The organism is Delftia sp. JD2 (assembly GCF_001682645.1).
Lineage (GTDB): Bacteria > Pseudomonadota > Gammaproteobacteria > Burkholderiales > Burkholderiaceae_C > Comamonas > Comamonas acidovorans.
In genome coordinates this window covers 1-14725 of sequence record NZ_LFJT01000095.1, presented here as the reverse complement: position 1 = coordinate 14725, position 14725 = coordinate 1, and the positions used below count along the sequence as shown (strand labels likewise).

16 protein-coding genes are annotated in these 14725 nt (G+C 68.1%); 8 read left to right on the top strand and 8 right to left on the bottom strand.

Annotation, left to right across the window (positions count from 1 at the left end):
• The 4 genes from ACM14_RS28965 to ACM14_RS28950 form a co-directional block, all read right to left on the bottom strand.
• The coding region (locus tag ACM14_RS28965; protein WP_139093517.1) for an ABC transporter permease subunit at positions 1–466 on the bottom strand (466 nt) is incomplete at its 3' end.
• Between the two features lie 65 nt (positions 467–531).
• Positions 532–1302, bottom strand: coding sequence for an ABC transporter substrate-binding protein (locus ACM14_RS28960; RefSeq protein ID WP_013800225.1), 771 nt, complete (start codon positions 1300–1302; stop codon positions 532–534).
• A 251-nt stretch (positions 1303–1553) separates the two neighbouring features.
• Complete coding sequence (locus ACM14_RS28955) at positions 1554–2312, bottom strand: TSUP family transporter (protein WP_013800226.1); 759 nt, start codon at positions 2310–2312, stop codon at positions 1554–1556.
• Positions 2313–2683: 371 nt separating this feature from the next.
• Positions 2684–4429, bottom strand: coding sequence for a GMC family oxidoreductase (locus ACM14_RS28950; RefSeq protein WP_065348063.1), 1746 nt, complete (start codon positions 4427–4429; stop codon positions 2684–2686).
• Positions 4430–4750: 321 nt separating this feature from the next.
• Here ACM14_RS28950 and ACM14_RS28945 point away from each other — a divergent pair, with 321 nt between their 5' ends.
• The 7 genes from ACM14_RS28945 (at position 4751) to ACM14_RS28915 (ending at position 10884) form a co-directional block, all read left to right on the top strand.
• Positions 4751–5881, top strand: coding sequence for an ABC transporter permease (locus ACM14_RS28945; protein ID WP_012202304.1), 1131 nt, complete (start codon positions 4751–4753; stop codon positions 5879–5881).
• On the top strand, positions 5881–6684 hold the full coding sequence (locus ACM14_RS28940; protein WP_065348062.1) for an ABC transporter ATP-binding protein: 804 nt from the start codon (positions 5881–5883) through the stop codon (positions 6682–6684). The genes ACM14_RS28945 and ACM14_RS28940 overlap by 1 nt, the downstream gene beginning before the upstream one ends.
• Positions 6685–6883: 199 nt before the next feature.
• The gene (locus ACM14_RS28935; RefSeq protein ID WP_013800229.1) at positions 6884–7846 is read left to right on the top strand and encodes an MlaD family protein; all 963 of its coding nucleotides are present in this window, start codon (positions 6884–6886) and stop codon (positions 7844–7846) included.
• 14 nt (positions 7847–7860) lie between these two features.
• Positions 7861–8529, top strand: a complete 669-nt coding sequence (locus ACM14_RS28930; protein WP_065348061.1) for an ABC-type transport auxiliary lipoprotein family protein — start codon at positions 7861–7863, stop codon at positions 8527–8529.
• A gap of 657 nt (positions 8530–9186) precedes the next feature.
• Positions 9187–9405, top strand: coding sequence for a CsbD family protein (locus ACM14_RS28925; RefSeq protein WP_012202308.1), 219 nt, complete (start codon positions 9187–9189; stop codon positions 9403–9405).
• A gap of 144 nt (positions 9406–9549) precedes the next feature.
• A complete protein-coding gene (locus ACM14_RS28920) occupies positions 9550–10137 on the top strand; it encodes a hypothetical protein (protein ID WP_013800231.1) in 588 nt (195 codons plus the stop codon).
• Between the two features lie 246 nt (positions 10138–10383).
• Positions 10384–10884 carry a hemerythrin domain-containing protein gene (locus ACM14_RS28915; protein WP_065348060.1) on the top strand — a complete coding sequence of 167 codons (501 nt, stop codon included), beginning with the start codon at positions 10384–10386 and terminating at the stop codon, positions 10882–10884.
• Between the two features lie 53 nt (positions 10885–10937).
• Here the strand turns inward: ACM14_RS28915 and ACM14_RS28910 are convergent, their stop codons facing one another.
• The gene (locus tag ACM14_RS28910; protein WP_012202311.1) at positions 10938–11585 is read right to left on the bottom strand and encodes a MarC family protein; all 648 of its coding nucleotides are present in this window, start codon (positions 11583–11585) and stop codon (positions 10938–10940) included.
• Positions 11586–11774: 189 nt separating this feature from the next.
• Here ACM14_RS28910 and ACM14_RS28905 point away from each other — a divergent pair, with 189 nt between their 5' ends.
• Positions 11775–12467, top strand: coding sequence for a dienelactone hydrolase family protein (locus ACM14_RS28905; protein WP_065348059.1), 693 nt, complete (start codon positions 11775–11777; stop codon positions 12465–12467).
• On the opposite strand, the gene ACM14_RS28900 is transcribed toward ACM14_RS28905, so the two are convergent.
• The 3 genes from ACM14_RS28900 to ACM14_RS28890 all read right to left on the bottom strand — a co-directional run.
• A complete protein-coding gene (locus ACM14_RS28900; protein ID WP_065348058.1) occupies positions 12468–12785 on the bottom strand; it encodes a hypothetical protein in 318 nt (105 codons plus the stop codon).
• A gap of 362 nt (positions 12786–13147) precedes the next feature.
• The gene (locus ACM14_RS28895; protein ID WP_065348057.1) at positions 13148–13792 is read right to left on the bottom strand and encodes a molybdopterin-dependent oxidoreductase; all 645 of its coding nucleotides are present in this window, start codon (positions 13790–13792) and stop codon (positions 13148–13150) included.
• A partial coding sequence (locus ACM14_RS28890) for an Ig-like domain-containing protein (RefSeq protein WP_139093516.1) occupies positions 13789–14725 on the bottom strand: 937 nt, incomplete at its 5' end. The genes ACM14_RS28895 and ACM14_RS28890, both read right to left, overlap by 4 nt.

The following is a 14725-nucleotide window of genomic DNA, read 5'->3' as shown; positions in this document are numbered from 1 at the left end:
CGCGCGGCACGGCCTGCAGGCCGGCGCGCACGGCTTCGGCGTTGTAGGCGCCCACGTTCAGCGCCAGTGCAATGCAGGCGGCTGCGAAGTCGGGCAGGTTCAGGCCCGGGATCAGCACCGGCAGCGCGAAGTAGATGAACAGGATCTGCACCAGCAGCGGCGTGCCGCGGATCGCCCAGACGTAGAAGCCCGCGGCCCAGCGCAGGGCGGCCGTGCGCGAGGTGCGCGCCAGCGCGGCGGCGATGCCCAGCACCAGGCCGGCGGCGCCGCTGACCAGCGTCAGGTACAGCGTGGTGCGCGCGCCTTCGGCGAAGGTGTCGGCATTGGAGCCTATGGGCTCGGGCAGCAGGGACAGCAACTGCCCCAGCAGCGAAACCACGAGCACCATCAGCAGCAGGGCCGTGACCAGGGTGGCGTTGCTGCGCTGCGAGCGGCTCCAGTGGGCGGGCCAGAGGACGGTAAGCATAGGTGGGCTAGAAACAAAAAGGCGCCCTGCAAGTGGGCGCCGGTCGGGCAGATCTGCCCGGGGCCTCAGTCAGGGCAGCGGATGTCTTCGTGGAAATATTTCTGCGACAGCTTGGCGTAGCTGCCGTCGGCCAGGGCTTCCTTGAAGGCCTTGTTCCAGGCATCGGCCAGCGACTTGTTGTCCTTGGCCACGGCGGCGGCAATGCGCTCGACCAGCAGCAACTCGCCCTGCTTGAGCTGGGCATTGGGGTTTTTTTGCTGCAGTTCCTTGGCGATGAAGCGTTCGGTCACCCAGGCGTCCACGCGCTTGGACAGCAGCGCATTGCGGGCGGCCTCGTTGGTGGGGAAGTTGACCAGGCGCTTGATGCCGGGCAGGTTCTTCTCCATGTACTGCATATAGGTGGTGCCGGTCTGCACCGACACCGTCTTGCCCGCCAGGTCCTTGGCCGAGCGGATGGCCGGGTCCAGCGACATCACGATGGCGCCAGAGCAGTAGTGGGGCTGGGTGAAGGTCACGGCCTTCTCGCGCTCGGGCGTGATGCCGTGCGAGGAGATCACCAGATCCCAGCGGTCCTGCTGCAGGCCGGTGAGCAGGGCGTCGAAGCTGATGGTCTTCCACTCGTACTTCACGCCCATCTTGGCGGCCATCATCTGGGCCAGCTCGACTTCGAAGCCGGTCAGCTGCTTGCCCTCGAAATGGGCGAAGGGCGCGTAGTAGCCCTCGGTGGCCAGGCGCAACGTGCCTTCCTTCTGGATGGCGTCGAAGGGGCGGGCCTGAACGCCGGCGGCGGTCCACAGGGCCAGCGCGGCGGCGGCGATGACGGTAAAGCGTTTCATGGAACTCCTGGGCTGTCGCTCAAGACCTGACCCCGGCGCCGCAGCATGAAGAAAGCGCCAAGGCACGCATCAGTGCATGGGCCATGGACGGCGGGGCCGGTTTTTTGCGGCTGGTCGGCTGGTCGGGTACGGCCGCTGGCAGGGGTGCGACATGCACCAGCCGCCGCAGCTCAAGGCGAAAAGTCGGCAATTATAGAAGGTTGCCGTCGCCAACGCCGATGGCAGGTGTTGCGAACGCCGCTGGCCCGTGCTCAGGCGATGAAGGCGTCGTAGCCGGTCTTGAGGATCAGCAGGCTCACCACGCCGATGAAAATGCCGCGCACGAAGCCTGTTCCATGGCGCAGGGCCATGTGCGTGCCCAGCATGGCGCCCAGCACATTGGCCACCGCCATGGGCACGGCCAGGTGCCACCAGATATGGCCCTTGAGCGCGAACAGCGCCAGCGCAGCCAGGTTGGTGGCCATGTTCAGCAGCTTGGCCGAGGCCGATGCGTTCAGGAAGTCATAGCCCATCAGCCGCACGAACAGGAACACGAAGAAGCTGCCCGTGCCGGGGCCGAAGAAACCGTCGTAGAAACCAATCACCAGGCCGATGGCGCAAGCGATCAGCGTCTCGGCGCGGCCCGAATAGTGCGGCGTGTGGTGGCGGCCCATGTCCTTGCGCGCCAGCGTGTAGACCAGCACGCCCAGCAGCACCAGCGGCAGCAGCCGGCGCAGGAAATCGGGGGAGATCTGCGTGACGGCCCAGGCGCCCGCAAAGGAGCCCGCCATGCCCACGCAGGCCGCCGGCATCATCGCGCGCCAGGGCAACTGCACCTTGCGGCCGTACTGCCAGGTGGACATGGCCGTGCCCCAGACCGAGGCGCTCTTGTTGGTGCCCAGCAGCGTGGCGGGCGGTGCGGTGGGGAAGGTGGCGAACAGCGCGGGCAGCAAGATGAGGCCCCCGCCGCCCACGATGGCGTCCACGAAGCCGGCCAGCATCGAGGCCAGCGAGACGATGATCCATTCCATAGGGCGGCGATTGTCGCACCGCCCAGGTGCCGCAGCAGGCTGGCCGCAGGCATAAAAAAAGCGCCGGACTTGCCGGCGCTCTGGGAAATGCATCTTGAGATGCTATTTATGAATGTTGATCTGGTTGTGTACGAGTTGTCTCCTCGGCCCCTCTTGTGCAGCACTGTGGTGCCGCGAGAGTGGGTGGACTTTAATGGTCGCACCTGGGTGGTGCATCGGGGATTTCCCGCAGTTACCGCAAAAGTGCGGGATTGCACCAGCAAAGGGCCGTGAACACCGGGCGCCGCGGCTTTGACGCCCGGGCGACCATTCGTTCCCCATCGATCTGTTTCTGCCCACAACAACCCTGGCCCGCCCGGACTTGCCGCCCCTCAGGCGGCCATCGCCACCGCTGCGTCGGCTGGTGCCGCCGTCGCTGTGGTTGTCTCTGTCGTTATCCCTGCCTGTCCCTGCCGGTCCGCAAGAATCCAGCCGGCGGCCTTCTCCGCCATCATCAGCGTCGGGCTGTTGGTGTTGCCGCTGGTGATGCGCGGCATGGCGCCTGCATCGATCACGCGCAGCCCCTGTACGCCGCGCACGCGCAGGCGGCTGTCCAGCACGGCCATGGGGTCGTCGGCGCGGCCCATCTTCGTCGTGCCCACGGGGTGGAAGATGGTGGTGGCGATGTCGCCGGCCAGGCGCGCCAGATCCTCGTCGCTCTGGTACTGCACGCCGGGCTTCCATTCCTCGGGGGCGAAGCGCGCCAGTGCGCTCTGGCCGACGATGCGGCGCGTCACGCGCAGGCTGTCGGCGGCCACCTGCCGGTCCTCGGGTGTGGACAGGTAGTGCGGCGCAATGGCCGGCGCCTGGCGGAAGTCCCCGCTGTGGATGCGCACCGTGCCCCGGCTCGTGGGATTGAGGTTGCAGACGCTGGCCGTGAAGGCTGGAAAACCGTGCAGCGGCTCGCCGAAGGCGTCCAGCGACAGCGGCTGCACGTGGTACTGGATATTGGGGTGCTCCTGCTGCGGGCTGCTGCGCGTGAAGGCCCCCAGCTGGGAGGGCGCCATGCTCATCGGCCCGCTGCGGCGCAGCAGGTATTCCAGGCCGATGCCGGCCTTGCCCCACAGCGAATTGGCCATGGTGTTCAGCGTGCGCGCGCCCTTGATCTTGTAGACCGAGCGGATCTGCAGATGGTCCTGCAGGTTCTCGCCCACGCCGGGCAGGTCGTGGCGCACGGCAATGCCGTGGTTCTGCAGCAGCGCGCCCGGGCCGATGCCCGACAGCTGCAGGATCTGCGGGGAGTTGACGGCGCCCGCGCACAGCAGCACCTCCTGGCTTGCCTGCACGTTGACCATTTCCGAGCCGGTCCAGACCTGCGCGCCGCTGCAGCGCAGGCCGCCGGCGGGCAGCTGTTCGAACAGCAGCTGGCTGACCTGGGCATGGGTCCACAGCTCGAAGTTGGGGCGGCCATAGCAGGTGGGCCGCAGGAAGGCCTTGGCGGTGTTCCAGCGCAGGCCGCCCTTTTGGTTGACCTCGAAGTAGCCCACCCCCTCGTTGCTGCCGCCGTTGAAGTCCTCGGTGGCCGGAATGCCGGCCTGCTGCGCGGCTTCGGCAAAGGCATCCAGGATGTCCCAGCGCAGGCGCTGCCGCTCCACGCGCCATTCAGCGCTGCCGCCTGTGCCCGCGCCGCCGTGCAGGGCACGAAAGCCCGCATCGGCGTTGCCGCCGGCATCGAGCCGCCAATGGCTTTCATGCTGGCGGAAGGCCGGCAGCACCTGGTCCCAGCGCCAGGCGTCGTCCCCGGTCAGCTCGGCCCAGCCGTCGTAGTCGCGGGCCTGGCCGCGCATGTAGATCATGCCGTTGATGCTGGAGCAGCCGCCCAGCGTCTTGCCGCGCGGATAGCGCAGGCTGCGGCCGTTGAGCCCTGCGTCGGGCTCGGTCTGGTAGAGCCAGTCGGTGCGCGGATTGCCGATGCAGTACAGGTAGCCCACGGGGATGTGGATCCAGTGGTAGTCGTCCTTGGCGCCCGCCTCGATCAGCAGCACGCGGCTGCGGCCATCGCGCGAAAGCCGATTGGCCAGGAGGGCGCCCGCCGTGCCGGCGCCGATGACGATGTAGTCGAAGGTGGTGTTGCTCATGGAGATGGGCGGGCGTCCGCTGCGGGCCGGAACGTCCTTGGGAGCCGGGGTTGGTGCTTCGGCCCATTGTGCGGACGGCATGCGCACTGTCGAGAGGGAAAGCGCGCTGGACTCCTTTTTTTGCAGCATCGCATGCAGCAGTCATGGCTGTCGCGCTGGTTTTTTGATAAAAATTGCACGCGTAGGGCAAAGCTGTCGTGCGCACGGCGCCGCCAGGCAATCTGCGGCCCGTGCCGCTCGGTTATCCTGCGGTCTTGGCTGCAATGCCGCCCGGCCCTGCCTGCGCGCCCCGCCTTCGCAACCCCCAAGGACTTTCCGCACTTGTCTGCCCTCAACAATCCCCCCCAATGCAGCCTGCGCCGCGACAACGACGGCCAGTGGGCGTTGCTGACCGGCTCCTGGGGCGCGGCCGAGCTGGGCCGGCGGGCGCAGTGGCGCAAGCTGCGTGCGCAGCTGGCCGATGCCAAGGGCGATGACCTGGGCTGGAACCTCGAAGGGCTGGACTGGCTGGACCACGTGGGCGCGCAGCTGCTGTGGAACCACTGGGGCCGTCGCCTGCCCGCGCGTCTTGCGGCCAGCGATGCGCAGCGTGCCATGCTCGAACGCGTGGGCCGTTTCTCCAAGGAGCCTGCGCCGCCGCCCCCGCGCCTGAACCTGCTGGAGCGCATCGACAGCCTGGGGTGCCTGGTGATCAACGCCTGCGGCCATTTCGCGCAGATGACGCGGCTCATCGGCCAGTTGCTGATCGACCTGCTGCGCTTTGCGCGTGCCCCGCACCGGGGCCCCTGGCGCGACATCTCCGGCCATCTTTACTCCATGGGCGCCACGGCCCTGCCCATCACGGCCCTGGTGGGCTTTCTGATCGGCGTGGTGCTGGCCTACCTGATGGCGTTGCAGCTGCGCCAGTTCGGGGCTGAATCCTTCATCGTCAACATCCTGGGCATCTCGCTGATCCGCGAGCTGGGTCCGCTGCTGGCGGCCATTTTGGTGGCGGGCCGGACGGGCTCGGCCATCACCGCCCAGATCGGCGTCATGCGCGTGACCGAGGAATTGGATGCCATGCAGGTCATGGGCATACCGCACGGCTTTCGCCTGGTGCTGCCGCGCGCGCTGGCGCTGGCCATCGCCATGCCCCTGGTCTCGCTGTGGACCACGCTGGCCGCGCTGGCCGGCGGCATGCTCGCGGCCGACCTCACCATGGGCGTCACGGGAGCCTACTTTGCCGAAGCCCTGCCTGCCGCCGTGAAGATCGGCAACCTCTGGATCGCCATGGGCAAATCCGTGGTCTTCGGCGCCCTCATCGCCCTCATCGGCTGCCACTGGGGCCTGCGCGTGGAGCCCAATACGCAGAGCCTGGGCAAGGGCACGACGGCCTCGGTGGTGACGGCCATCACCATGGTCATCGTGGTGGATGCGATCTTCGCCATCTTGTTCAAGGACGTAGGCATCTGATGGCCATGGACACCGAAACCTCCCCCACGCCTGCAGCCGACGAGCCCATCGTGCGCATCGCCGGGCTGTGGAGCGTGTTCGGCGAAGGCGAGAACGCCTTTGCCGTGCACCAGGACCTGGATCTGGATGTGCAGCGCGGCGAGATGCTGTCCATCGTCGGCGGCTCGGGCACGGGCAAGACCGTGCTGCTGCGCCAGATGCTGGGGCTGCTGGAGCCCACCAAGGGCCGTGTCGAAGTGCTGGGCCGCCCGGCCAGCGAAATGGGCCGCGAGGGCGCCGCCAGCCGCGTGGGCATGCTGTTCCAGCATGGGGCGCTGTACTCGGCCTTCAGCGTGCTGGACAACGTGGCCTTCGCGCTGCGCGAGCAGGGCACGCTGCCCGACGAACTGGTGCGCGACGCGGCCCTGGTCAAGCTGCAGATGGTGGGCCTCAAGCCCGAGCATGCCTCGCGCATGCCGGCCGATCTTTCGGGCGGCATGATCAAGCGCGTGGCGCTGGCGCGGGCGCTGATCATGGACCCGCCCCTGCTGCTGCTGGACGAGCCCACGGCCGGCCTGGACCCCACCAGCTCCGACGAATTCTGCGAACTGCTGCGCGAGCTGCGTGCCGAGCTGGGCCTGACCGTCATCATGGTCACGCACGACCTGGACACGCTGTTCGCCCTGTCCTCGCGCGTGGCCGTGCTGGCCGAGAAGAAGGTGCTGGTCAGCGGCCCGCCGCGCGAGGTGGCCGAGTTCAAGCATCCGTTCATCGAGCATTTCTTCCAGGGGGAGCGCGGCAGGCGCGCGATGAGCACGGTATGAGAAGCCCCCCTGAGTCGCTTCGCGCCTTCCCCCCTCTCGCTTTGCGGGGGGGGACGACACCCTCGCGGCGGGGCGGCCCTTGCTCGGTGTCCCTTGCCTTGGGGTGCGCCGGTTTTGAAGGTCTCGCCCTGAGTTGTGGATTGACTGGGGGCCGCGGCCCCATGCCTTGTTTGCTGGGCTAACGTTATGGACCATTGATATGGAAAACAAATCACATGCCATGGCGGCCGGCATTTTCGTGCTGGTCGTGGCGGCCCTGCTGGCGGGGCTGGCGATCTGGCTGACGCGCGATACGCGGCAGTACAACGAGTACGAGCTGTCCACCAAGGACGGCATCAGCGGGCTGCAGGCCCAGGCTGCCGTGCGCTACAAGGGCGTGGCGGTGGGCAAGGTCACGCGGATCGGGTTCGATCCGCAGACCAATGGCAATGTGCTGATCCGCATCGCCATCGGTGTGAACACGCCCATCACGCCCACCACGTTCGCCGTGCTGGGCTACCAGGGCGTCACGGGCCTGGCCCATGTGCAGCTCGATGATGCGGACCAGCCGCAGCCCCAGCTGCCCCCGGGTCCCAGCGGCCTGCCGCGCCTGCCGCTGCGCTCGTCGCCGCTGAGCATGCTGGCCGACCAGGGGCAGGTGCTGCTGGAGCGCGCCGATGAGATCTCGCGCCGCCTCAGCGACATGCTGGACACCGACAACCAAAAGCGCGTGAGCCAGGCGCTGGAGAACATTGCGGCTGCTGCCGCAGGCGTGCAGCAGCTCACGCAGAACCTGGACCGCACGCTGTCCACCCAGGTGCCGCAGCTCGCCGCCGACGCCCACAACACCCTGCAGTCGCTGGAGAAGGCCAGCAACGGCGCCTCTGCCGTGGCCTCCGAACTGCAGCAGACCGTGCGCCGCGTGAACGCGCAGGACGGGCCGCTGGAGCAGATCGCCCAGAGCACGCGCGCGCTGACCCGCATGGCCGATTCGCTGGGCCGCAGCACGGTGCCGCACGCCAACCGCGCGGCCGACGATGTCTCGCGCGCCGCGCGCCAGATGGGCACGGCGGCCAGCCGCTTCAGCGACAACCCGCAGGCCGTGATCTACGGGCCGGGCCAGGCCCGCCCGGGGCCGGGCGAGCCCGGCTTCGTCGCCCCGTCCGCAGCCACCCAGCCCTGACCCAAGGAACCCGCATGCCCCTATCTCGCAAGACCGCCGTGGCCAGCGCTGGACTGGCCGCCGCCCTGATCCTGCTGGCCGGCTGCTCGGCCCTGCCGCAGCCCCCCGCCCAGCCCGCGCGCTATGACTTCGGCCTGGCGCCGCTGTCCACGCCCGCGCAGGCCGCCACATCCGCAGCCCCGCAGGCACGCACGCCGCTGGCGCTGGCCGATGTGGAGGCCCCCGCCCTGTCCGACGGCAGCACGGCCATGTTCTACCGCCTGGCCTATGCCAACGGCCAGGAACTGCGCCCCTACCAGCTGGCACGCTGGAGCCAGCCTCCTGCACTGCTGCTGCAGCAGCGCCTGCGCAGCCAGCTGGGCGTGCAGCGCCCCGTGCTTGCCAGCAGCGAAAGCGTGGCCCAGCCGCGCCTGCAAGGCGCCGTGCCCACGCTGCTGCGCGTGGACATCGAAGAGTTCAGCCAGGTCTTCGACGCGCCCGGCTCCAGTGCCGGCGTGGTGCGCCTGCGCGCCACCCTGGTCGAGCAAAGCGGTGCCGTGGACCGCCTGCTGGGTCAGAAGCTGTTCGAGGTGCGCAGTCCTGCCGCCTCCGGCGATGCCGCAGGCGGCGCGAAGGCGCTGGCGACGGCGACCGATGCCGCCATTGCGCAGATCGATGCGTGGCTGGGGCAGCAGGGGCACTGAGCGGCGGCTGGATTTCCAGCCTATCCATTCTCTTGAGAACGGCTGGTGGGTGCATTGCATCCGCTGGCCGTTTTTTTGTTCTCGGCAATTGGCTCTGCAAGCAAGTGGGGCTTTTTCGCCCCTGCCGGGTGGTTGCTTTTCGAGGCCGGGTCTCGGCCCGGCAGCCGACTGCCCTTTCTTGATTCGCCAAGAAAGGTCAGATCAAAGAAGGCGACCCGAATGTCCGCGACCCCTTCGCTTCGCTGCGGGGCAACCTGCGCCGTGGCGGCTGCGGGGTTCGCCGTGAAACTCTCTTCGCGCTGCGCGCTACGTTCAAACAATCACGGCGAGTCAGTTGACGAAGCAGTCCTGTCCTTCGGCAGGACTGCAACCCCGCAACCGCCACGACGCAGGGGCGGACATACGGGGAAAAGGCTGGGTATTCAGGGCAGGGGCGGGCCGCGCCTGACCCAGCGCTTCCCGCGCGTCCGTCAGGGGCTGTAGTCCCGATCCCACCGCCTCGGCTGCCCCTGGGACGACCGTCAACACTAGGTCCAGACTACGACGCGCAGCCCGCAGGTTTTTTACAGTGGAACCGTCGCTGATGCAGATCGCGGCTTTGAAAAAACAAGGCCTGATTGCACAGCGCTACTTCAACATCACTGAAAGGACCAAGCCATGAATGAAGACCGCATCAAGGGCAACTGGAAGCAATTCACCGGCAAGATCCGTGAGCAATGGGGCAAGCTCACCGATGACGATCTGGATGTGATCGCCGGCAAGCGCGAGCAATTCCTGGGCAAGCTGCAGGAGCGCCAGGGCCTGGCCCGCGACGCTGCCGAAAAGCAGCTGACCGACTGGCAAAAGCGCAACCCTGACTTCCGCTTCGAAGACTGACGAGGGTGGACTGCGGATGGGCTGGACGCCCTGGCCGGCGCCGCCATCCGCTCCTAGACAGCCAGCGTGCCTGAGGGCACGCACCAATGGCCCGCCGCCGCAGGCAACAAGGGCCGGTTCAGTACAAATACAAGGAGTTCCATCATGCAAACACCGCAACGCTTTCGCCATATGCTTTCCGCTGTCGCCCTGGGCCTGATGGCCTCCGGCGCCATGGCCATGACCAATGCGGAGCACACGGCCGCCAAGAACCAGATCGAGGCCGATTACAAGGCTGCCAAGGAACAGTGCAAGCCGCTCAAGGACAACGCCAAGGACGTCTGCGAGAAGCAGGCCAAGGGCCAGGAAAACGTGGCCAAGGCCGAACTGGAATCGCGCCGCAATCCTTCGCCCAAGAACAGCGAAAAGGCACTCAAGGCCAAGGCTGATGCGGACTACGACATCGCCAAGGAAAAGTGCGATGACCTCAAGGGCGACGCCAAGGATGTCTGCGTGAAGGATGCCAAGGCCGCCCACGTGCACGCCGTGGAAGCCGCCAAGGTGAACAAGGCCCAGGCCGAGCCCGCGTCCAACTCCGCAGCCAAGGCTGCCAACGTGGCCGAAACCCGCAAGGACGCTGCCGAGGAAACCCGCGAAGCCGACTACAAGGCTGCCAAGGCCCGTTGCGACACCATGAGCGGCGCTGCCAAGGACACCTGCGTGGCTGATGCCAAGCGGAAGTTTGGACAGTAAGCTCCCCCTGAGCGGCTGACGCCGCTTCCCCCTCTCGACTCGCTACGCGAGGGAGGGGGACGACGCCCTCGCCGCGAGGCGGCGCTTGCTTGGCGTCCCTGATGTTGGGGCGCGCCAGTTTTATCCGCCTTGACCAAGCCCCGCTCGCGGGGCTTTGCTGTTTTCGGGTTGGCTGATGTGGGTCAAACGGGTTGGGCGGTGCTGTTCCTAAGCTGCAGGCTTTCACGATGAAGGCAGGAGAAGCATATGGCCGTGCTGGAATGGAGCGGAGCGCTGGCATTGGAGTTGCCGGCCATGGACGAGGTGCATCAGGAGTTCGTCCTGCTGCTGGCCGAGGTGGAGGCGGCCGATGATGCGCAGCTGTGCGCGCGCTGGGATGAGCTGATCGCGCATACACAGGTGCATTTCGACCAGGAAGACCGCTGGATGCAGTCCACGCGCTTCACCAGCACCAACTGCCACAGCCTGCAGCACAAGGTGGTGCTGCAGGTGATGCGCGAGGGGGCGAGCAAGGCGGCGGCCGGTGATCTGGCCGTGATCCGCAGCATGGCGGGCGAGCTGGCGGCCTGGTTCGTGCACCATGCGCAGACCATGGATGCGGCGCTGGCCCTTCATCTGCGCAGTGCGGGCTTCGATCCCGCCACGGGCTCCCTGGCGCACCCTGAGGCCTTGCCCGAGCAGCCCATCACGGGCTGCGGCGGTGCCTGCGACGGCAGCGCCGACCGCGCGCGGGCCGTGCCGGCCTGATCCGGCCTGCGCCGATCTGAACCGGCAGAAAGGCCACCAGTCAGCCAGCCCGTTCAGGGCACGATCGCGGGCGAGGCCAGGATGGGGAAGATCTTCACCAGCCCGCCTGCCATCACCTCCACGGCCAGGGCCGCGAGGATCAGGCCCATGAGCCGCGTCATCACGTTGATGCCGGTCTTGCCCAGCACGCGGGCGATCGGGTCGGCCAGCGAAAAGCAGACCATCACCACCAGCGCCACCACCACGCCATAGCCCACCAGGGCCAGGTGCTGCCAGATGGTGCGTGCCTGGTCGGCGTAGATCACCACGGTGGACATGGAGGCCGGCCCCGTCAGCAGCGGAATCGTCAGCGGCACCACGGCAATGCTGTTGCCCATGGCAGCCTTTTCCGCGCCAGCGACCAGCGTGGGCGCGTTGGGCCGTTCCTCGGCCGGGCGGGCGTTGAGCATGTTCATCGCGCTGATCAGCAGCAGCAGGCCACCGCCCACCTGAAAGCTCTGCAGCGAGATGTTGAAGAAGTCCAGCACCTGCAGCCCGATGATGGCGCAGGCCGCGATCACGCAGAACGAGGCCAGCGCCGCCGTGCGAATGGTCTGCTGGCGCTGCTGGGCGCTGAATCCCTCGGTGTAGTGGATGAAGAAGGGGACGATGGCCAGCGGGTTGATGATGGCCACCAGCGTGATCAGCGGTTTGAGGTCCATCGCATTCCCTGTAGGTTGCCGCCGCCCACCTGTGCCCGGCGCTTGCCGGTACGCACGACTTTTCGTTCCATCGAATGTCTCCTGTGAAAGAATTGCCGCACGGGCCGGCCCGCCGCCATTACAGCATTGCGGGGCGCGTCCGCCCACCGGGAAATCACAACAGGTTCTCAGACAGAAAGGAACGCGGACATGGGCAGTTTTGTGCAGTTGACTTCGTTGGATGGCACGGCTTCGCCGGCCTGGGTGGCGCGGCCCGATGTGCCCGCGCGCGGTGCCGTCGTGGTGCTGCAGGAGATCTTCGGCGTCAACGCCCATATCCGCGCCGTGGCCGACCGCCTGGCTGCCCGCGGTTATGTGGCCGTGGCGCCGTCGCTGTTCACGCGTGTCGAGGCCGGTGTGGACCTGGGCTATGGCGACGCCGACCGTGCCAAGGGCATGGCGCTGAAATCCGCCGCCGAGGCGCTGCCCCAGCCCGGCGTGCTGCCCGAGATCGAGGCCGCCATCGCCCATGCCGCCACGCTGGTGCCGGGCGGCAAGGTGGGCATCGTGGGCTTTTGCTGGGGCGGCCTGTGGGCCTGGCGCGCGGCCTGCAACCTGCCCAGCCTGTCGGCTGCGGCCTGCTACTACGGCGGCGGCATGACCACGCCGCTGGAGATGGGCCGCGAGCCGCTGTGCCCCGTGATTGCCCACTTCGGCCGGCGCGATACGCACATTCCCGTGGACGCCGTGCAGACCTTCGCCCAGGCGCAAAAGCATGTGCAGGTGCACCTGTACGACGCCGACCACGGCTTCAACTGCGACCAGCGCAGCGCCTACGACGAGGCCAGCGCCCTGCAGGCGCGCGACCGCACGCTGGCCTTCTTCGACCAGCACCTGGCCTGATCAGTCCCCGGGGTCCGGATCACATGCCGGCCCCGGCGTCGCCTTGCGCGCCTGCACGGTCTGCAGCGTGCCCCGCAGCGCGCGCTGCTGCGCGGTCAGGAAGCTCATCAGCCCGCCCAGGTCGTTCAGTTGTTGGTCTGGGCCGGCCATGCAGCACAGGTCGATCACCAGGCCCATCTGGTGCATGCAGTCCTTGAGGCGATAGACCTCGTATTCGGAAATGGGGTAGTACAGGCTGGTCTCTTCCCTCGGCACTTGCGGGGAAGAGAAGAAAGGCGGGGAGGCGTGTGCTCCGCTGGGCGCATCGAGGTCAGGCATGGCGGCTCCTTTGGCATGAACTGGCACCCCCTTGCGGAGGTCCCGCACAGCCCCGCCAAAAACGGAACCGTGCCCGGCGCAGCACCGGGAAGATGAAAAGCCGCTGCCTCATCAAAAGGCGTGCGGCTGCTGCGCCTACGTTGTTCCGGGCCGCCAAGCCCGTATCCCCCGAGGGGATCGCGAAATGGTACTCCAAATGCGCGCCGCAGGCCGGGTTGCAATGTGGTCAACGCTATGCTGAGCTTGCCGCCGCCAACGGGTGGCAGGGCTGTGCAGGTTGGCGGGCCGGGCAAAGGAGCCGACACCCCCTTGCGGAGGTCCTGCACAGCCCCGCCGAAACGGAACCATGCGCAGCCTTGGGGTCAGCCCTGGGGCTGCTGCGCGTGCAGCCCTATGTGGTACAGCCCCCAGGGCGCCTGCGCAAAGCGTTCCTTCAGGGGCTTGCCGGCCAGCTCCGCAATGCGGTCGGCGTCGTACATGGCCCATTGCGGGCCCAGGCCGCCCAGGCCCAGGCGCCGGCCGTCCATGTGCGTGGCCAGCAGCATGCGCCATTGCAGGGCCTGCGCCAGCGGCAGCTGGGCGCGGTAGCCGTCGATGGCCTGCAGGGTGATCCACTGGCCCTTGGCCGCTGCGGCGGCGCTGTCCACTCCGGCCGCCTGCAGCACGGTGGCCAGCAGCGGGCCGCGCAGCCGGTGGGGCTGGCCGTCGTATTCGATATGGGGCGTGATCTCCACCGTGGGCAGGCGCTCCAGCGCACCGGCCCCTGTGGTCCAGGCCGAGTCGAAGGCCAGGCCATGGTTTTTCAGCAGCAGGTCGGCCACCGGGTCCAGCGGCCCCCGGTTGCCGCGCACGCCGGGGCCGCTGATGGTGAGCACGGCGGCTTCGGTGCTTTTTCCGGGGGCGGCGGGGGCGGCCAGGGCGCTTTCGCACAGGGCCAGGCCGGTGGCTGCGCTGGCGGCCAGCAGGCTGCGGCGTGAAAGCGGGCTCCGGCTTGCGGATGCGGTCATGGGGAACTCCTGGGGGTGCGTGGCGATGTGCCAGCGCCGATTTTCCGTGAAGTGCCCATCCTGCGCGACAACGCCGCGCCCGCTGCGGTCAGGAGGCCCAGCAGCGCAATCCCCCCGGCGCCCAGCGCTGGAATGGGCGCCGCAGATGGTGCGGGGGCCGCCGTGACGGTCACGGTGTTGCTGTCCGAGCCGGAGGTATTGCCATCACCGGGCACATAGCGCGCCTGCACCGTAGCCGTGCCCGGTGGCAGCCGGGGCACGCTGCAGCTGGCCTGCCCGCCGGTCACCGCAACGCTGGCGCACAGCACCTGCGTTCCGTTCAAGAAATCCACCGTGCCGCTGGCGCCGGCAGGCAGCGTGACCTGGGCGCTGAAAGTCACGCTCTGGCCATGGCCTGGCGCAGCGGGGGAGGCCGACAGGTGGGCGCTGGTGGCTGCAGGGCCGATCACCACGGTCACGTCTGCGGGTTCGGTGGTGGCGCCGTTGGCATCGGTGGCGCTCAGCGTGAAGCTGTAGCTGCCTGCCGCCTGCGTGGCTGGGGCCGAGAGCGTGCCGGCGGCCTGGCTGAAGCCTGCGGGCAAACCGCTCACGCTGTAGCTGAACGGCCCCACGCCGCCGCCGGGCACGGGCGCCAGCGGTTGGCTGTAGGCCGTGCCGTAGGTGCCGGAGGGCAGGCTTGCCGTGACGCTGAAGGCCGTGAAGCTGGCCTGCACGCTCCTGGCGGCATCGATGGTGACGCTGCAGGTGGACGTGCTGCCGCTGCAGGCATCACCCCAGGCGGCAAAGGCGTGGCCAGCGTCGGGCGTGGCGGCCAGGGTCACCAGGGTGGGCGCGCCTTCGAAGTAGCCATAGCCGGCCTGGCACAGGCCGCCTGGGCGGCCGCAGTCCTGTACGGCACCCGTGGCCGCAGGCGGCGCGGGCTGCGCCGATACG

What these genes read in the sequence shown, in the direction of transcription:
- ACM14_RS28940 (WP_065348062.1), top strand. Translation starts at nt 5,881, where the DNA reads ATGGCCATGGACACCGAAACCTCCCCCACGCCTGCAGCCGACGAGCCC.
- ACM14_RS28950 (WP_065348063.1), bottom strand. Translation starts at nt 4,429, where the DNA reads ATGAGCAACACCACCTTCGACTACATCGTCATCGGCGCCGGCACGGCG.
- ACM14_RS28920 (WP_013800231.1), top strand. Translation starts at nt 9,550, where the DNA reads ATGCAAACACCGCAACGCTTTCGCCATATGCTTTCCGCTGTCGCCCTG.
- ACM14_RS28905 (WP_065348059.1), top strand. Translation starts at nt 11,775, where the DNA reads ATGGGCAGTTTTGTGCAGTTGACTTCGTTGGATGGCACGGCTTCGCCG.
- ACM14_RS28910 (WP_012202311.1), bottom strand. Translation starts at nt 11,585, where the DNA reads ATGGACCTCAAACCGCTGATCACGCTGGTGGCCATCATCAACCCGCTG.
- ACM14_RS28955 (WP_013800226.1), bottom strand. Translation starts at nt 2,312, where the DNA reads ATGGAATGGATCATCGTCTCGCTGGCCTCGATGCTGGCCGGCTTCGTG.
- ACM14_RS28895 (WP_065348057.1), bottom strand. Translation starts at nt 13,792, where the DNA reads ATGACCGCATCCGCAAGCCGGAGCCCGCTTTCACGCCGCAGCCTGCTG.
- ACM14_RS28915 (WP_065348060.1), top strand. Translation starts at nt 10,384, where the DNA reads ATGGCCGTGCTGGAATGGAGCGGAGCGCTGGCATTGGAGTTGCCGGCC.
- ACM14_RS28900 (WP_065348058.1), bottom strand. Translation starts at nt 12,785, where the DNA reads ATGCCTGACCTCGATGCGCCCAGCGGAGCACACGCCTCCCCGCCTTTC.
- ACM14_RS28960 (WP_013800225.1), bottom strand. Translation starts at nt 1,302, where the DNA reads ATGAAACGCTTTACCGTCATCGCCGCCGCCGCGCTGGCCCTGTGGACC.
- ACM14_RS28925 (WP_012202308.1), top strand. Translation starts at nt 9,187, where the DNA reads ATGAATGAAGACCGCATCAAGGGCAACTGGAAGCAATTCACCGGCAAG.
- ACM14_RS28930 (WP_065348061.1), top strand. Translation starts at nt 7,861, where the DNA reads ATGCCCCTATCTCGCAAGACCGCCGTGGCCAGCGCTGGACTGGCCGCC.
- ACM14_RS28935 (WP_013800229.1), top strand. Translation starts at nt 6,884, where the DNA reads ATGGAAAACAAATCACATGCCATGGCGGCCGGCATTTTCGTGCTGGTC.